This window comes from Nevskiales bacterium, from assembly GCA_035574475.1.
GTDB lineage: Bacteria > Pseudomonadota > Gammaproteobacteria > Nevskiales > DATLYR01 > DATLYR01.
In genome coordinates, this window is sequence record DATLYR010000059.1 from 1 (window position 1) to 18,019 (window position 18,019).

At 66.4% G+C, this 18,019-nt stretch carries 15 protein-coding genes and 1 pseudogene; 10 read left to right on the forward strand and 6 right to left on the reverse strand.

Annotation, left to right across the window (positions count from 1 at the left end; genetic code table 11):
• Positions 1-1,191, forward strand: a 1,191-nt coding sequence (gene metC, locus VNJ47_03475; protein ID HXG27892.1) for a cystathionine beta-lyase, incomplete at its 5' end; no start/stop codon positions are given.
• A gap of 93 nt (positions 1,192-1,284) precedes the next feature.
• Here the strand turns inward: metC and nadC are convergent.
• The 4 genes from nadC to VNJ47_03495 all read right to left on the reverse strand — a co-directional run bounded on the left by nadC (position 1,285) and on the right by VNJ47_03495 (position 4,860).
• Complete coding sequence (nadC, locus tag VNJ47_03480; GenBank protein ID HXG27893.1) at positions 1,285-2,142, reverse strand: carboxylating nicotinate-nucleotide diphosphorylase; 858 nt, start codon at positions 2,140-2,142, stop codon at positions 1,285-1,287.
• A 4-nt stretch (positions 2,143-2,146) separates the two neighbouring features.
• On the reverse strand, positions 2,147-3,049 hold the full coding sequence (gene argF / locus VNJ47_03485; protein HXG27894.1) for an ornithine carbamoyltransferase: 903 nt from the start codon (positions 3,047-3,049) through the stop codon (positions 2,147-2,149).
• Positions 3,050-3,054: 5 nt separating this feature from the next.
• Entirely contained in the window at positions 3,055-4,245 is a 1,191-nt protein-coding gene (locus VNJ47_03490) for an acetylornithine transaminase (protein HXG27895.1), read from the reverse strand.
• A gap of 90 nt (positions 4,246-4,335) precedes the next feature.
• On the reverse strand, positions 4,336-4,860 hold the full coding sequence (locus tag VNJ47_03495; GenBank protein HXG27896.1) for a urate hydroxylase PuuD: 525 nt from the start codon (positions 4,858-4,860) through the stop codon (positions 4,336-4,338).
• A 347-nt stretch (positions 4,861-5,207) separates the two neighbouring features.
• On the opposite strand from VNJ47_03495, the gene grxD reads away from it, so the two are divergent.
• Positions 5,208-5,528: a Grx4 family monothiol glutaredoxin gene (grxD, locus tag VNJ47_03500; GenBank protein ID HXG27897.1), complete on the forward strand. Its 321-nt coding sequence runs from the start codon at positions 5,208-5,210 to the stop codon at positions 5,526-5,528.
• A 132-nt stretch (positions 5,529-5,660) separates the two neighbouring features.
• On the opposite strand, the gene VNJ47_03505 is transcribed toward grxD, so the two are convergent.
• Complete coding sequence (locus VNJ47_03505) at positions 5,661-6,344, reverse strand: epoxyqueuosine reductase QueH (protein ID HXG27898.1); 684 nt, start codon at positions 6,342-6,344, stop codon at positions 5,661-5,663.
• Between the two features lie 125 nt (positions 6,345-6,469).
• On the opposite strand from VNJ47_03505, the gene VNJ47_03510 reads away from it, so the two are divergent.
• From VNJ47_03510 to VNJ47_03545, 8 genes and pseudogenes are all read left to right on the forward strand, one after another.
• Positions 6,470-7,138 (forward strand): chalcone isomerase family protein, encoded by a 669-nt coding sequence (locus VNJ47_03510; protein ID HXG27899.1) that lies wholly within the window; start codon positions 6,470-6,472, stop codon positions 7,136-7,138.
• 54 nt (positions 7,139-7,192) lie between these two features.
• A pseudogene (gene icd / locus VNJ47_03515) lies at positions 7,193-8,434 on the forward strand (isocitrate dehydrogenase (NADP(+))).
• Between the two features lie 147 nt (positions 8,435-8,581).
• Positions 8,582-8,959 (forward strand): CBS domain-containing protein, encoded by a 378-nt coding sequence (locus VNJ47_03520; protein HXG27900.1) that lies wholly within the window; start codon positions 8,582-8,584, stop codon positions 8,957-8,959.
• Between the two features lie 151 nt (positions 8,960-9,110).
• Entirely contained in the window at positions 9,111-9,860 is a 750-nt protein-coding gene (locus tag VNJ47_03525) for an SDR family oxidoreductase (protein HXG27901.1), read from the forward strand.
• Between the two features lie 124 nt (positions 9,861-9,984).
• On the forward strand, positions 9,985-10,407 hold the full coding sequence (locus tag VNJ47_03530) for a response regulator (protein ID HXG27902.1): 423 nt from the start codon (positions 9,985-9,987) through the stop codon (positions 10,405-10,407).
• A 66-nt stretch (positions 10,408-10,473) separates the two neighbouring features.
• Positions 10,474-12,225 carry a diguanylate cyclase gene (locus VNJ47_03535; protein ID HXG27903.1) on the forward strand — a complete coding sequence of 584 codons (1,752 nt, stop codon included), beginning with the start codon at positions 10,474-10,476 and terminating at the stop codon, positions 12,223-12,225.
• Between the two features lie 3 nt (positions 12,226-12,228).
• Positions 12,229-14,589 carry a CHASE domain-containing protein gene (locus tag VNJ47_03540; protein ID HXG27904.1) on the forward strand — a complete coding sequence of 787 codons (2,361 nt, stop codon included), beginning with the start codon at positions 12,229-12,231 and terminating at the stop codon, positions 14,587-14,589.
• 81 nt (positions 14,590-14,670) lie between these two features.
• Positions 14,671-16,533 carry a CocE/NonD family hydrolase gene (locus VNJ47_03545; protein ID HXG27905.1) on the forward strand — a complete coding sequence of 621 codons (1,863 nt, stop codon included), beginning with the start codon at positions 14,671-14,673 and terminating at the stop codon, positions 16,531-16,533.
• Positions 16,534-16,642: 109 nt separating this feature from the next.
• Here the strand turns inward: VNJ47_03545 and ppsA are convergent.
• Positions 16,643-18,019, reverse strand: a 1,377-nt coding sequence (gene ppsA, locus VNJ47_03550) for a phosphoenolpyruvate synthase (protein ID HXG27906.1), incomplete at its 5' end; no start/stop codon positions are given.

Below are 18,019 nucleotides of genomic sequence, written 5' to 3' on the forward strand. Positions count from 1 at the left end.
CCCCGCCGCAAGGACACGCAGCTCACTCACGCGGGCCGCAACCCGCGCCAGCAGCACGGCATCGTCAACCCCGCGGTCTACCACGCCTCGACCGTGCTGTTCCCCACGCTCGACGCGCTGGAACAATCGCATGTCAGACCCTTCGAGGGCGTCAGCTATGGGCGCTACGGCACGCCCACGCACTTCGCCTTCGAGCAGGCGCTGTGCGAGCTGGATGGCGCCCATGGCGCCGTGACCACCAGCTCGGGCCTGGCCGCCATCCACATCGCGCTGACCGCCTTTCTCGGGCAGGGCGATCATGTGCTGGTGACGGATCCGGTATACGGCCCGACCCGAAAGCTGTGCGACGGCCTGCTCGACAAACAGGGCATCCAAACCACCTATTACGATCCACGCATTGGCTCCGGCATTGACGGCTTGATGCGTCCCAACACCCGCGTGGTTTACGTCGAGTCGCCGGGCTCGCTGACCTTCGAACTGCAGGACGTCCCGGCCATCGCGCAGGCCGCACACCGTCACGGCGCCGTGGTATTGATGGACAACACCTGGGCCACCCCGCTGTTCTTCCCGGCGCTGGCGCAGGGCGTGGACGTGTGCGTGCATGCCGCGACCAAGTATCTCGTCGGCCATGCAGATGCCATGCTGGGCGTGATCACCTGCACGGAGGCCTGCTACGACGCTGTCAAGCGCACGGCGGTGGCGGTGGGCAACTGCGCCGGGCCGGACGATGTGTACCTGGGCTTGCGTGGCCTGCGTACGCTCGGCCCCCGACTGCGGCGGCACCAGCAGGCCGCGCTCGCGCTATGCGAATGGCTGCGTCGACAGCCCGAGGTCGAGCGACTGCTCTATCCGGCGCTGCCGGAACACCCCGACCACGCGCTGTGGCGGCGCGACTTCAGCGGCGCCAGCGGACTGTTCGGGGTGGTACTCGAGCCCTGCTCGCGCGCCGCGCTGGCGGCCATGCTGGAAGGCCTGCAGCTGTTCGGCATGGGCTACAGCTGGGGCGGCTATGAGAGCCTGGCGCTGCCGGTCCCCGCCGAATCGATTCGTATGCAACGCACCGCCACGAACTGGCCGCACGCCGGGCCGCTGCTGCGGTTGCATGCGGGGCTGGAAGATCCCCAGGACCTGATCGACGATCTGGCCGCAGGCTTCGAAAGATTCAGAAAGATAAAGAACGGGACAGGGTAGACAGGATTAACAGGATGAACTGGATTTATTCTCGAGAAACAGGATTCTTTCCGTCCTGTGAATCCTGTCGATCTTGTTGTCCTGTCCAACTCTTCATAGCTCGAAACGCATCGACAGGTCGATGGCGTTGATGTGCTTGGTCAGGCTGCCGATGGAGATGCGGTCCACCCCAGCATCCGCGACCAGCCGCACGTTGCTCAGATCGACGTTGCCGGAGGCCTCGAACAGCGGGTAGCTGCCGTCGGGCAGGCGGAAGCGCTGGCGCATGCGTACGGCCGTGCTGAGCTGGTGGATGGGGAAATTGTCGAGCAGCACCATGTCGGCGCCGGCCTGCAGGGCTTCCTCCACCTCCGCCAGCGTCTCCGCCTCGACCTGCACCGGCACGCCGGCATTCAGGCGAAAGGCTGCCGCGACGGCGGCGGCGATCGAGCCGGCGGCGATGATGTGGTTCTCCTTGATGAGGATGCCGTCATACAAACCGTGGCGGTGGTTCTCGCCGCCGCCGCAGCGCACGGCATACTTCTGCGCCGCGCGCAGCCCCGGGATGGTCTTGCGCGTATCGAGGATTTTCGCGCGCGTGCCGCGCACCTTGTCCACGTAACGCCGCACCAGGGTGGCCGTGCCGGACAGCGTCTGCAGGAAGTTGAGTGCCGTGCGTTCGGCCGTGAGCATGGGCCGCGCCGGGCCGTCGATCGTGCAGAGCGGTTGGTTGGCGCCGATCAGGTCACCGTCGCGCGCCTGCCAGTGTACCCGGATGCTGCCGTCGCACTGGCGGAAGACTTCATCGAACCAGGCCTGGCCGCAGAGCACTGCGGTCTCGCGCGAGATCACCTGCGCGCGCGCGGCCTTGCCCTCCGGGATCAGCCGCGCCGTGAGATCGCCGCTGCCGATGTCCTCCGCCAGCGCGCGCGCCACGGTTTCCGGGATGTTGTCGGGCAGCGTGCCGTTCATTCAGTCAGGTCAGCAAAAACTCAAGTAATGCCTTCTGGGCGTGCAGGCGGTTCTCGGCCTCGTCCCAGACCACACTGTGCGGTCCGTCGATCACCGCAGCCGTGACCTCTTCGCCGCGGTGCGCCGGCAGGCAGTGCATGAACAGCGCGTCGGGCCGGGCCAGCGCCATCAGGGCCTCGTTCACCTGGTAGCGGCGGAAGGCCTCCGCGCGCGCGGTCTGTTCGCTTTCCTGGCCCATGCTGGCCCAGACGTCGGTCACGACCAGATCGGCGTCGCGTACCGCATCCTCGGGTGAATCCACCACCACGGCCGTGTCGCCGGCCGCGGCCAGGATGTCGGCGTTGGGCGCATAGCCGCGCGGCGCGGCGATGCGCAGCCGGTAGCCGAACTGGCGCGCGCCCTCAATCCAGGAATGGCACATGTTGTTGCCGTCCCCGATCCAGGCCGCGGTGCGCCCGCGAATCTCGCCGCGGTGCTCGAGCCAGGTCTGCATGTCGGCGAGCAGCTGGCAGGGGTGGTGCAGGTTGGACAGGCCGTTGATCACCGGCGCCGGCGAATGCGCGGCGAACTCCTGCTGCACCGCCTGCGAGTGGTTGCGGATCATCACCGCATCGGCCATGCGACCGAGCACCCGCGCGGTGTCGGCCACCGGTTCGCCGCGGCCGAGCTGGGTGTCGCGCGGGGACAGGAACAGCGCATGACCGCCGAACTGCGCCATCGCCACCTCGAAGGACACGCGCGTGCGCGTGGAGCTCTTCTCGAACAGCATGGCCAGCGTGCGATTCTTGAGCGGCTCGTAGACGTCGCGGTGGCGGAGCATGCGCTTGAGTTCGATCGCGCGCTCGATCAGCCGCCGCAGCTCCTGCGGCGTGCAGTCCATGAGCGTGAGGAAGTCGCGCTTGGCCATGGCGGTCAGGGGGCGGTCTCGGCCGGCGTGGCCAGGAACTGCTTCACCAGCTCGGTCACGGTGGCGGCGATCTGGTCGGCCTCGCCATCCTTGAGGATCAGCGGCGGCAGCAGCCGCACCACGCGCTCGGCGGTGACATTGATGAGCAGGAAACGCTCCAGTGCCTGCTTCACCAGATCGCCGCAGGGGCGGTCAAGCTCGATGCCGATCATCAGACCCTTGCCGCGGATCTCGACCACGCCGGCGACGCCACCAAGGCCCTCGCGCAGAGCGGTCTGGATGCGCTCGCCCAGCGCCGCCGCGCGTGCACACAGTTCGTCGCCGGCAATGGTTTCGACCACCGCCTGGGCGGCGCGGCAGGCCAGCGGATTGCCGCCGAAGGTGGAGCCGTGGCTGCCGGGGCCGAACAGCTCGGCGGCGGCACCGCGCGCCAGGCATGCGCCGATCGGCACGCCGCCGCCCAGGCCCTTGGCCAGCGTCATAACATCGGGGTTGATGCCCTCGTGCTGGTGCGCGAACCAGCGTCCGGTCCGGCCCATGCCGCTCTGGATCTCGTCCAGGATCATGAGCCAGTTCTTGCGCGTGCAGATGTCGCGCACCTGCTGCAGGTAGCCCGGCGACGGGATGCGTACGCCGCCTTCGCCCTGTATCGGCTCCAGCATCACGGCGGCGATGTTCCGCTTGCGCCGCAGCGCGCGCAGCATGCCGATGTCGCCGTAGGGAATGCGCAGGAAACCGCTCGGCAGCGGACCGAAGCCGGCCTGGGCCTTGGTGTTGCCGGTGGCGGCGAGGGTCGCCAGGGTGCGGCCGTGGAAGGCCGATTCCATGACCACGATGATGGGCTCCTGAATGCCGCGGTTGTGGGCATGCAGCCGCGCCAGCTTGATGGCGGCCTCGTTGGCCTCGGCCCCGGAGTTGCAGAAAAACACGCGCTGCATGCCGGACAGCTCGCACAGCCTCTGGGCCAGCTCTTCCTGTGCGGCGACCCGGTAAATGTTCGAGCAGTGCAGCAGCAACTTGGACTGCTTGGCGATGGCCGTCGTCAGACGGGGGTGCGCATGGCCAATGTTGGTGACGGCCACGCCGGACAACGCATCCAGATACTTATTGCCCTGCAGGTCCCACAACCAGGCACCCTCACCGCAGGCAAAGGTGAGCGGCAGGCGCTGGTAGGTGTTCATCAGATACTCGGTCACGTTCGCGCTTTCCTAGTTGTACCGGGCTCCAAAGCAAGAAGCCCGGCCGGTGGCCGGGCTCCTGAGCGAAATATAACCGGATTCCGGCGGTCAGAACGGCAGCTTGTGCGTCGCTGCCACCATGAACAGCAGCATCGGGATCGACAGCATGGTGTTGGTGCGCGACGCCAGGAAGGCCACGCGTCGCGCACGCGCCTTCTCTTCGTCGGTGGCAGGTACGATGCCGAGCACCTTCTTCTGGTTGCGCCAGATCACACCCCAGACGTTGATCAGCATGATGGTGCCCAGCCAGGCACCCACGCCGATGGTGGCGAAGTACAGGCGTGAGGGATCGTCCGCCGGCAACGTCAGGCCCAGCGCGAAGGCATGGTGGAAGCCCTTGCCCAGATAAAGCGCACCCGACAGCCAGGTGACCAGCGCCGCCCAGCGGAACCACAGCAGGGCACGAGGCGCGACGTACTTGGTGATGCCGGCACCGCCCGGGCCGCCCTTGTCGGCGGCGGCCTCGGCCAGGGCCGGGACCTGCACGAAGTTGAAGTAGTACAACAGGCCGATCCAGGTGATGCCGGCGGCGACATGCAGCCAGCGGTCGAGGACGAGGATATTCAGTTCCATGGTTGTTGTTCCTTGAGGTTGGCGGTCGGCTCAGGCGCCGGCCAGAGCCTTGACCGCGAACACCAGCAGCACCGACAGCACCAGGCCGGCGATGAGCGTTCCCGTGATCGTTTCGAGCGGATTCATCGTGTTGTTCTCCCCTGTGAATCGCCGCCGGCGGCCGTCGGCCGGCGGCCCTGCAACGTGCCGGCAAGCATAAAGCAGGGGGGGGCTGCACTTCAACCGGCACGGCGCCGTGCGGCAAGGCGTTTCCCTAGGGCAAACAGAGTGTTGCGTCACGGGACTGCCGCGCTGCGGTATACTGTTGGGCAAGCTCCACCTGTATGGCCGAACGGCCCGGAATCCCCATGACGACCGAAGAGCGCATCCGCAAGACCATCGCCGAGCACCCCATCGTGCTGTTCATGAAGGGCTCGCCCGATTTCCCGCAGTGCGGGTTTTCGATGCGCGCCAGCCAGGCGCTGACCGCCTGCGGCGCGCGCTTCGCGCACGTGGACGTGCTGGCCGACCCCGAGGTACGTGCCACGCTGCCGCGCGTGTCGAACTGGCCGACCTTCCCGCAGCTGTTCATCAACGGCGAGCTGGTCGGCGGCTGCGACATCACGCTGGAGCTGTATCAGTCCGGCGAGCTGAAGAAGATGGTTGATGCCGCGATGGCGGCGGCCTAGCGGGCTGTTGAAAAACGCACCCTACCGTTGATCCCCGGCTTCGGCCCTGCCGAGGCCGCGCCTGCCACGCTGCTGCGTGGCGTTTTTTGAACAGCCCGCCAGGGCAGAGTGGTGCGCACCGCGCACCCGGGGTCAGGGCGCTTTCGCTGGTTCGCGACCGTAGAACTTGACGCCGATCTCGATGCGCTCGCGCCCCGCGGCGCGCCGGGCGCGGTTGGTGTCGCGCAGCGAATAGACGCAGCCGCAGTATTCCTGCTGGTAGAACCGCTCGCGCTTGGAAATCTCGAGCATGCGGTTGGCACCGCCCTGCTTGCGCCAGTTGTAAGTCCAATAGGCCAGGCCGGGATAGCGGCCGGCGGCACGTGTGCCGCACTCGTTGATCTGCTCCAGGTTCTTCCAGCGCGAAATGCCGAGCGAGCTGGTAAACACGGGAAAACCATGTTCGTGTGCGTACAGCGCGCTGCGCTCGAAGCGTATGTCGAAGCAGATGGAGCAGCGCAAGCCGCGCTCCGGCTCCCATTCCAGGCCCTTGGTGCGCGCGAGCCAGTTGTCGGTGTCGTAGTCCGCATCCACGAAGGGAATGCCGAGCTTTTCGGCGAAGCGGATGTTCTCCTGCTTGCGCAGCTCGTATTCGCGCCGCGGATGGATGTTCGGGTTGTAGAAGAATACCGTCAGTTCGAGCCCGGCCGCCACCATCGCCTCCATGACCTCACCGGCGCAGGGTGCACAACAGGAGTGTAATAGCACACGCCGCTCCCCGCCGGGGGTTGGTAGTTCGGTGGGGCGGACGAAATGGGCCAGATCGTAGGGGTTCATGCGGGGTTCAGCCGGTGCGGGCTACAAAAGTCTAGGGAGCTAAGACAGCTCGCGCAAATCGAGCCGGCCGGCGTGGTTCTTGCAAGTCCCATCATTTCGCTTAACCTTTTCGACGGAGTGAGAGCATGAAGCGATCTGCCAAGCCAACCCTCATCGCGCTGCTGCTGTGCACGGCCCTGGTTCTGCCGGCGGTAGGCGCACAGGCCAGCACGATCCAGCCACCGCCGCCCCTGCCGCCGACCGTGGTACAGGCCGCCGGGGTCACCCATCTGCAGCTGCTGGGCTACGGCCGCTTCCGCAAGCTGCTGTGGGACGTGTTCGACGCCAGCCTGTGGGTGCCGGGCGACCGCTGGTCCCCGAACCAGACCTTCGTGCTGGAACTGCGTTACGCGCGTGACGTGAAGGGAGCCGACATCGTCGATGGCACCCGCGACCAGTGGAAGCATCTCGGCTACGACGATCAGGCCAGGCTGACGGAGTGGCTGGCGCAATTGTCGGCCATCTTCCCCGATGTGAAGAAGGGCGATCAGCTGGCCGGCGTTTACCTGCCAGGGCGGGAGACGCGTTTTTTCCACAACGGTGAGCCGATCGGCGAAATCAAGGACCCGGAGTTCGGGCGCCATTTCTTCGCCATATGGCTGGACGAGAAAACCAGTCAGCCGGCGCTGCGTGCAGACCTGCTGGGTCATGGCTGCGCCAAGCCGACCACCGTTGCGCAAGCCGAAGTCCAGCCTTGCGGCGGTGCTACAATGCCAACGCCGTCCACGCACCGGCCGGATTCCGACCCGTCGTGAGCCCGGCCGCCGGCAACAACCCGTACAACAGGATCCCGCAGGAGGCCCATTCGCATGGGGTACAAGCACATCCGTCTGCCCGCAGGCGGGCAGAAGATCACGATCAAGGACGGCAAGCTTTCAGTACCTGACAATCCCATCCTCGGCTATGTCGAAGGCGACGGCATCGGCCCCGACATCACCAGGGCCTGTCTGCGCGTGTGGGATGCGGCGGTGGAGAAGGCCTATGGCGGCAAGCGCAAGATTCACTGGTGCGAGTTCTATCTCGGCGAGAAGGCCGCCACGCTGTACGACGGCAACTACTACCCCGAAGAATCGCTCGAGCTCATCAAGGACATCGTCGTCGGCATCAAGGGCCCGTTGACCACGCCGGTCGGTGGCGGCTTCCGCTCGCTCAACGTCGCGCTGCGCCAGGATCTCGACCTGTACGCCTGTGTGCGCCCGGTGCGCCACTTCGCCGGCGTGCCGAGCCCGCTGAAGAACCCCGAGAAGGTGGATGTGGTCATCTTCCGCGAGAACACCGAGGACGTGTATGCGGGCATCGAATTCAAGGCCGGTAGCGCCGAGAACAAGAAGCTCGCGAAATTCCTGCGCGAGGAGCTGAAGGCCGAGTTCTTCGAGGATGCTGGCCTCGGCATCAAGCCGATCTCCGAGTTCGGCAGCAAGCGCCTGGTGCGCAAGGCGATCCGCTACGCCATCGAGCATGGCCGCGAATCGGTGACCCTGGTGCACAAGGGCAACATCATGAAGTTCACCGAGGGCGCCTTCCGCAACTGGGGCTACGAGGTGGCGCGCGAAGAGTTCGGCGAGTGCACCATCACCGAGGACCAGCTGTACAGCGAGTTCGGCGGCAAGCAGCCCGAGGGCAAGATCGTCATCAAGGACCGCATCGCGGACATCATGTTCCAGATGATGCTCTTGCGGCCGGACGAGTTCGACGTCATCGCCACGCCCAACCTCAACGGCGATTACCTGTCCGACGCCATCGCCGCCGAGGTGGGGGGCGTGGGCATCGCGCCGGGTGCCAACATCGCCGACCACGTTGCGGTCTTCGAGGCCACCCACGGCACCGCGCCCAAGTACGCCAACCAGAACAAGGTCAACCCCGGCTCGCTGCTGTTCTCCGGCGTGATGATGCTCGAGTACATCGGCTGGCAGGAGGCCGCCGACCTGATCACGCTGGCCTATCCCGAGGTGATCAAATCCAAGATCGTGACCTATGACTTCGCGCGCCAGATCGAGGGCGCCAGCGAGGTCGGCACCAGCCAGTTCGGCGATGCCCTGATCAAGCAGATCCAGGGTGGTCTGGACCTGGAGGCGATGCGCAAACAGCAGGCCGAGCGCCTCGCCAAGGAACGCAAGCAGCGCGAGATCCGTCGGTTGCTGCAGCCGTTGGAGGAGATGGTGGCCTCAGGCCGCATGCCGCATACGGTCGGCGAGGTCATGACCCGCTCGCTGGTGACCATTGCCGACAGCGCCTCCGTGGACGAGGCCATGCACCGCATGCGCGAGGCGGACATCAGCTCGATTGTCGTCGAGCCGGGCGAGACGGGTCAGTGGGGCATCATGACCCGACGCGACATCGTCACCAAGATCGTGCGTGACAACAAGTCCACCGCCCAGACCAAGGTCGGCCAGATCGCCAGCCGCCCGCTGATCACCGTGCCGCCGGAGACCAGCCTCAACGAGGCCGCGCAGCTGATCGGCCGCAAGAACATCAGCCGTCTGTTGGTGGAGCAGAACGGCAAGATCATCGGCATCGTCACCGAGACCGACATCTTCCAGAGCGTCGAACGCTTCGGCTGGCTGCCACCGGAGTAAATGGCAAAGACGCGACAGGATAACAAGATGGGCAGGATTTACAGGACGAAGACACCCTCTTTGACAAGAGTGAATAGTCTTTCCCGTTTATCCTGAAAATCCTGTCTATCCTGTCTATTTCAGGTGTTCGAGTCTTGTTCCGGGAGAATCCGTGACTGAGGCGCAGCGTGTAGCATTGGTCACCGGTGGCAACCGCGGCATCGGTCTGGAGGTCTGCCGCGGGTTGGCCAAGGCGGGTCTGAAAGTCATCCTCACCGGCCGCGACGAGGCGCAGCTGCGTCGGGCACAGGCCGCGCTGCAAGGCGAGGGCCTCAAGGTCACGACGATCGAGTTGGATGTGACCGACCGGCGCATGCTGGAGCCGCCCAAGGGTCTCGAGGTCTCCTTCATCGCCGATTGGGTGCAGCGCAAGTTCGGGCGGCTCGACGTGCTGGTCAACAATGCCGGTGTGGTGCCGGACACGCATCCCTATGGCGCGGCCGACGACTCCATTCTCGCCATGCCGCGCGCTGCGCTGGAGCAGGGCCTGGAAACACATGTCTACGGCCCGCTGGCCCTGTGCCGCACGCTGATCCCGCTGATGCGGCTGCACGGTTACGGCCGTATCGTCAACGTCAGCACCCACATGGCGGCGCTGGACGGCATGCAGCGCGGCTGGCCGGCCTATCGCCTGTCCAAGCTGGTGCTCAACGGCATGACCCGCATGCTGGCGGACGAGCTGCAGGGCAGCAATATCCTGGTCAACGCCGCCACCCCGGGCTGGGTCAGAACCCGCATGGGCGGCGCGCAGGCCCCCTTAGACCCGGCCCAGGGCGCCGACACGATCCTGTGGCTGGCGACCCTGCCGGATGGCGGCCCCAGCGGCGGCTTTTTCGAGGGGCGCCGGCCACGCCCCTGGTGAAGACCGGCGGGGCTTGTGCAGAGCTAGTAAGAATCGTTGATACTTCAGGTATATAGTCCATGTTAGAGTCGCGATTATCCAAGGGATTTTGCGGCTGCCAGCCGTCGGGGTCAGGATGCGCAACATGGAGATACTGCTGGTCGAGGACAACGCCGCCGACGTCCGGCTGACGCAGGAAATCCTGCGCAAGAGCAAGACCCCCTGTAATCTGCATGTCGCACGCGACGGCGAGCAGGCCATGCAGATGCTGCGGCGCAAGGACAAGTACCACGACCTGCCGCTGCCCGACATGGTGCTGCTCGATCTGAACCTGCCGCTCAAGGACGGGCGCGAGGTGCTGGCGGAGGTCAAGGCCGACCCCGAGCTGCGCAGCATCCCGATCATCGTGCTCACCACCTCGCGTGCCGAGAGCGACATCTCCGCCTGCTACGGGCTGCACGCCAATTCCTACATCGCCAAGCCGGTGGACCTGGGCGAGTTCGAGCAGGTGGTGGAAGACATACGCCGATACTGGTTCGGCCGGGTACAGTTGCCGCGGCACAACTAGGAACCCGGCGCGGTGTCGCACGACCAGCCCCCGCAGTCCGATCCTTCGGCGCCGCAACCGGCGCGCATGGAAGACTTTCTCCCGCTCGAATCCATGCGTGTGCTGCTGGTCGAGGACTCGCCTGCCGACGCGCGTCTGATCCAGGAGAACCTGCGCGGCAGCTCCTGGAGCAAGCGCATCAACCTCAAGCATGTCACCAGCCTGGCCGACGCCTGCGCCGCGCTGCAGCAGGACCGGTACGACTGCGTGCTGCTGGACCTGGGCCTGCCGGACGGACGCGGGGTGCAGGGCGTTTCCGTGCTGCGCGAGTCCTCGCCAGGCACTGCCATCGTGGTGATGACCGGCCTGGACGACGAGCAGACCGCGATTGCGGCGCTCAAGCTCGGCGCCCAGGAATACACGGTCAAGGGTATGCCCGCGGGCGAGCTGCTGGTGCGCTTGCTGCGCCATGCCATCGAGCGCCACCACATGCTCGACGAGCTCAACAAGCTGCGCGAGCAGGAATACTTCCAGGCCACGCACGACATGCTCACCGGCCTGCCCAACCGGCAGCTGTTCGCCGACCGCGCCGGCCAGATGGTGGAGCAGGCGCGCCGCCAGGGCGCGCAGATCGCGGTCTGCTACATCGACCTCGACGGCTTCAAGCCGGTCAACGACACCTATGGCCACGCCGTCGGCGACCTGCTGCTCAAGACCGTGGCCGAGGAGGTGCGGCAGGCGATCCGCGCCAGCGACACGGCCGCGCGCCTGGGGGGCGACGAATTCGCGGTGCTGATGGCGCCCTCGCAGTCCGGCCGGCTGGAGGCGCAGCAGATCGCCCAGCGCATCATCGACCGCATCCACGCCATTGGCACGGTGGCCGGGCATCCGGTGCGCATCGGGGCCAGTATCGGCATCGCCATCCTCCCGGATCAGGCCGACGACCTCGAGCAGTTGTTGCACCATGCGGATCTTGCGATGTACGCCGCCAAGCAGGGCGGCCGCGGCTGCTACCGCTTTTACAGCGTGGAAATGCAGGGCGAGCGCGACCAGAAGAGCCGCCTGCTGGCGGAAATGGAGGAGGGCCTGCGGCTGGACCGCTTTTTCCTGCACTGGCAGCCGTGGCTGGACCTGCAGCAGCAGGTGGTGGCGGGCGTCGAGGCGCTGCCGCGCTGGCACGTGCAGGGCGGTGAAGTCCGCCACCTGCGCCAGTTCCGGCAGGCGGCATCCGAGGGCGGCCTGAGCCCCAAGATCATGCGCCAGCTGTTGCCGCAGGCCTGCCGCGACTGGATCGCCTGGCGGCGGCAGGGCCTGCACTGCGGCTGCCTCGCCTACCAGATGAGCTTCCGCGACCTGCGCGACGCCCAGGCAGTGAACGACCTCGGTCGCATCCTGCTCGAGCAGGGTGTGCCGGCGGAGAAGTTCCAGATCAACCTGCCGGGCGACACCGACACGCTGCAGCGCGGCGGGCAGGTGCTGGTGCAGCGCGTCGTGGAGCTGCGCGGCATCGGCTTTCGCGTCATGCTCGACGAGTTCGTCGGCGATGGCCCGGCGCTGAGCCTGATGTCGGACATGCATGCCAGTGCGGTGCGCGTGGACGGCGAGCTGGTCAACCGCCTCGACGGCCCGCTGCGCGAGGAGACGCTGCCGCGCATCGCGCGCATTCTCGACACGGCGGCGAGCTTCGGCATCGAGGTCATCGTGCCCGAGGTCGAGAGCCGCGCCCAGCTGCAGCTGCTGCGCAAGCTGGGCTGCCGCTATATGCAGGGCTTCCTGCTGGCGCGGCCCGGCGATGCGCGCCATACCGAGCATCTGCTGCGCGAGACCGTGAAGCTCTGAGCCATGCGGGCGCTGTGGCCGATCCTGCTGACCGCGGCTGGCTATTACGTCGCCGGCCGTCTCAGCCTCCTGTTGGCGATCCCGCCCGGTTATGCCACCGCGGTGTGGCCGCCGGCCGGCATCGCGCTGGCCGCGGTGCTGCTGGGCGGATACCGCGTCTGGCCCGGCATCCTGCTGGGTTCTTTCCTGCTGAATGTCGGTACTGCCTTCGATACCAGCAACGCGACGGCGATGCTGCGCTCCGTACTGGTGGCGGACACGATCGGCGCGGGTGCGGCCGTACAGGCAGTGCTGGCCGGCTGGCTGATCCGCCGCTACATCGGCTACCGCAACATTCTCACCCAGGAATTCGGCGCGATCCGGCTGCTGCTGGTGGGCGGTCCGCTGGCCTGCCTGCTCAACGCCACGCTGGCGGTGAGCACGCTGTGGCTGGCCGACCTGATTCCGGGCGACAACTACCTCTTCAATTGGTGGACCTGGTGGGTGGGCGATTCCATCGGCGTACTGATCTTCACGCCGCTGGTGCTGGTCTGGGCCCTGCAGCCGGGACGGCACTGGCGCCGCCAACAGCTGGCGGTGACACTGCCGATGGCGCTGATGTTCGCCGGCGTCGTCACGTTGTTCGTGTTCATCAGCCAGCGCGAGGAAGCGCGCATCCAGACGCAGTTCGAAGGCTGGACCGAGCAGTACCGGGCGGAGTTGCGGCAGAACGTCGAAACCTACCAGACGCTGCTGCAGGCCGTGGAAGGCCTGTTCGTCAGTTCCACCGAGGTCACCCGGGAGGAGTACCGCAGTTTCACGGAGCGCGTCATCTGGCGCGCCGACGGGCTCAAGGGCTTGGGCTGGGCCGTACGGGTCCGCCAGGCCGAGCGGCAGGCGTTCGAGGAATCGCAGCGCATCGGCGGCCGTGCCACTTTCAGTATCAGCGAAATGGATGCCCAGGGACGGTTGCGGCCGGCTGCATGGCGTGACGAATACCTGGTTGTGCAGTTCATCGTGCCGGAGGCATCCAATGCGCGCGCAGTCGGTTACGACTTGGCTTCGGAACCGGTACGGCGTGCGGCGATCCTGCGCGCCCGTGATAGCGGCCAGCCGGTCGCGACGGCACCGATACGCCTGGTGCAGCAGCCCGATAAGCCCGCTGTCATCATTTACCACCCCGTTTACTACGGCAGAGATGAGCCGCGGTCGCCGGAAGCGCGGCGTGCCCGGCTGATAGGTGTGGCCTACGCCGCGTTGGTGCTGGAGGAAATGCTGCAGTCTTCGGCCGCTTCGATTGCTGGAACCGGTCTGCAGGTGCGGGTGTACGATGTGGACAGTGGATCGGACGGCACGCCCATCTACAGCGTGAACGCGGCAAAGGACAGCGCGGTGGGTGTGGATGGACTCTTCCGCTCGATGTCCTTCGAGTTCGTGGGGCGTGACTGGCGCCTGGATTTTCATGTTCCGGCGGAATATCTCATTGCCCATCGCTCATGGCAGGTGTGGGCGATCCTGGCGGGTGGTCTGCTGTTCACTGCACTGCTGGGTGTTTTCCTGCTGCTGGCGGTGGGCCATGCGGCGCGCATCGAGGCCGAGGTGACGGAGCGCACGGCCGAGTTGAACCGCCTCAACGCTGAACTGCAAAAGGAGATCGGCGAGCGGGCGCGCCTGCAGTTAGAGGCCGACCGGCGTGCCGAGCAGCTCGCCGAGAAAAACCGCGAGCTCGAACGCTTCGCCTATGTGGTGTCGCACGACCTGCAGGCGCCGCTGCGCGGCATCACCGGCTTCACCGAGCTCCTGGCGCAGCGCTACCGCGAGCAGTTCGACGCCGAGGGCCGTGAGTTCCTGCAGTACATCACCGATGGCGCGGCGCAGATGCGGCGCATGATCGCCGACATTCTGGCGCTGTCGCGGATCGGCAGCGGCGAGCTGCGGCGCCAGCCGGTGGACCTGACGGCGCTGGTGGAACAGGTACGCGCCGCGCTGCGCATGGACATCCAGGACGCGCAGGCGCAGCTGGCGTGCGGGCCGTTGCCGGTGGTGCCGGCGGACGAGGGTCAGCTGTTCCAGCTGTTCCAGAACCTGATCGGCAATGCCATCAAATTCCGGCCGCCGGGGCGGTCGCCGGTGATCCGCATCAGCGCCGCCCAGGCCGACAGGGGCTGGCACTTCCAGGTGGCGGACAACGGCATCGGTATCCCCAAGGACAAGCAGGACCGGCTATTCAGCCTGTTCGTGCGTCTGCACACGGCGGAGGAATACGCCGGCACCGGCCTGGGCCTGGCGATTTGCAAGCGTATCGTCGAGCGTCACGGCGGGCGCATCTGGCTGGAGTCCGAGCCGGACAAGGGAACCATAGTCCACTTCATCTTGCCTTCCTGAGAAAATACGGGTTACCGGTATGCCACCCTGGTTTATGCTTGATCTTGCCCTCGGTGGGCTTCATTCACAGCGGGTCATCCCATGCAAATCCTCAAATTACCGGCCGTGCCGGCCCTGGTCCTCCTGCTCGCGGCCTGCGGTGGCGGCGGGGATTCCGCAGGTGGGCGGCTTGCGCCTGGCCTAGGCGCCGGCAGTGGCGCCTTCAGCCGCGGTGCGCTGGAATACGGCGCGAATGAGCCGGTGGCCTCCTGCCGCCGGCGGGAAAATCTGGGCGGTGGCCGGGTGTACCGCGTGCAGATCCCCTCGCGTGTGGATGGCGCGGCCATCGTCTTCCAGCTGTTCGAACCGGACCGCATCGATTGTGCCGGCAAGCATCCCCTGGTGCTGGAAGGGCATGGCTACAGCGGCAGCCGTCAGACCGACAAGAGCGGTTCCACCTCGCCGCTCGGCATCGGCGCATCGTTGGCCCAGCTGACCGCCGCGGGCTATGCCGTGATCAGCATCGACCAGCGCGGCCATGGCGAGTCCGGCGGCACCATCCGCGTGATGGACCCGGATTTCGAGGGCGAGGATCTGGTTGCGATCGTGGACTGGGCGGAGCAGCACCTGGACTACCTGGCCTACCGCGGCGGCAACCTGCTGCTGGGTTCGACCGGGGGCAGCTATGGCGGCATGTTCCAGTACCTGCTGTACGGCAAGGATCCGGACCGGCGCCTGGATGCGATGGTGCCGGAGATCGCGCCCAACAACCTGACCTACAGCCTCAACCCGAACGGCGTGGTGAAATCCTACTGGGCACTGGTGCTGGCCGGTGTCGGCGACGCCAACACCGGCGCGAGCCAGGACCCGTTCATCCGCTCGACGCTGCTCAACGGCGCCGTGACCAACGAGTTCCCGGGCGCCGCGCTGCCGTTCTTCGCCTACCACTCGCTGTCCTATTTCTGCGACAACCCGCTCGGCGTGCACGTGGACGACGACGGCGACACCAGCGAGTACCTGCTCGACCCGATCACCGGCCTGCTGCCGATCACCGCCGACGGCCAGTACGTGGTCAAGACGCCGCGCCGGCCCCTGTATCCCGTGGATGCGCTGATCTTCCAGGGCACGCGCGACGACCTGTTCAACTTCAATGAGGCTTACCGCAACTTCCAGTGCCTGCAGCGGGCCGGTGGCGACGTGCGCCTGCTGACCTATCCCTTCGGCCACCACTTCCTGAGCCCGAACCTCGGCCTGCTGGCCGAGAGTGTCAATGCCCAGGCGCTACCGCTGTCGCGAAACTGCGGCCCGATCAACGCGAGCGACGCGGCCCTGGCCTTTTTCAACGAGAAGCTCAAGGGCATCGGCAATACCGATAACGTGGTCACGACCGGACACAATGTCTGCTTCAGTCTGACCGAGGGCGACGCCGTCAGCGTGCCGCGTGTGACCGTGGGCGGTACGGAATTCCCCGTCGCGCTGCCGGGCGGTCTGCCGGTGCCGGTGACGATCGGCAATCCGGTGCCCGTCATCGTGCCGCTGGTCACGGCTGGCGAGGGCGGCGAGGTCATCGCCGGCATCCCGACGGCACGCATCACGGTGAGCCGTGGCGACGCGGAGCTGGACGCGCTGTGCCAGGGCGAGACGGATCCGATCCTGCGGCTCGGCACCTGTGATTCGACGATCTTTCTGGGCCTGGGCGTGATCAAGACCGGCACGCTGATCCCGCTGGTGCCAGAGCTGATCGACGAGCAGGTGATCCCGGTGCGCGGCATCGGCGAGTTCGACATCGAGCTGGCCGGCGTGGCCGAGCGCATCGCTGCAGGCGACCAGATCGTGCTGCTGGTCTATGGCTTGCAGGACGGCTTTGCCTTCACCACCTCGCGCGACCTGCTGACGCCGCTGGTCACGGTGAGCGGCACGGTCAAGATTCCCCTGCTGGGCGCGCTGCCGAACATCGCCCAGTAAAATGGCAGGGTGGGCAGGACTCACAGGATCGACAGGCGAAAAGCTTCTTGCGAAGCAAGGGCTCTCGTCCTGTAAATCCTGATAATCCTGTTGTTCCTCTCCATTCTCTTCAGGTTTTCTGCCCGGCCAGGTACATCCAGGTCTCGACCACGGTATCCGGGTTGAGCGACAGGCTCTCTATGCCCTGATCCAGCAGCCAGCGCGCGAGGTCGGGGTGGTCGGAGGGGCCCTGGCCGCAGATGCCGATGTACTTGCCCTGCTTGCGGCAGGCCTGGATGGCCATGGACAGCATCGCGCGCACGGCGGCGTCGCGCTCGTCGAACAGGTGCGCGATCAGCCCGGAGTCGCGGTCCAGGCCCAGGGTCAGCTGGGTCATGTCGTTGGAGCCGATCGAGAAGCCGTCGAAGTGCTGCAGGAACTGCTCCGCCAGCACGGCGTTCGAGGGCAGCTCGCACATCATGATGAGCTTGAGGCCCTGCTGGCCGCGCTGCAGGCCGTTGCGGGCCAGTGCCTGCGTCACGGCCTCGGCCTCGCCGACCGTGCGCACGAAGGGGATCATGACCTGCACGTTCTTCAGGCCCATGTCCTCGCGCACGTAGCGCAGCGCGCGGCATTCCAGCTCGAAGCAAGGGCGGAAGGACTCGGCCAGGTAGCGCGAGGCGCCGCGGAAGCCGAGCATCGGGTTCTCCTCGTGTGGCTCGTAGGGCTTGCCGCCGATGAGGTTGGCGTATTCGTTGGACTTGAAGTCCGACAGGCGCACGATGACCGGCTCGGGCGCGAAGGCCGCGGCGATGGTCGATATGCCCTCGGCCAGACGCTTGACGTAGAACTCGACCGGGTCGCCATAGGCGGCGATGTGATTGCGGATGGTTTTCTGCAGGTCCGGCGGCTGCCGGTCCAGTTCCAGCAGCGCCTTGGGGTGCACGCCGATCATGCGGTTGATGATGAACTCCAGCCGCGCCAGACCGACGCCGCGGTGCGGCAGGTGGGCAAAGTCGAAGGCGCGCTCCGGGTTGCCCACGTTCATCATGATCCTGACCGGGATCGCGGGCATGTTGGACAGCTCGATCTCGTCCACTGCGAACTCGATCTGCCCTTCGTACACGTAACCGGTGTCGCCCTCGGCGCAGGACACCGTGACGGGTTGCCCGTCCTTCAACGTATCGGTGGCGTCGCCGCAGCCGACCACGGCCGGAATGCCCAGCTCGCGGGCGATGATCGCGGCGTGGCAGGTGCGTCCGCCGCGGTTGGTGACGATGGCGCTGGCGCGCTTCATGACCGGCTCCCAGTCGGGGTCGGTCATGTCGGTGACCAGCACGTCGCCGGGCTGCACGCGGGCCATCTCCTTGATGCTGGCGATGTTGCGCACCGGGCCGGAGCCGATCTTCTGGCCGATCGCGCGGCCTTCGGCCAGCACCTTGCCTTTGCTCTTGAGTTTGTAGCGCTGCAGGGTATTGGCGGTGGCACGGGATTTCACCGTCTCCGG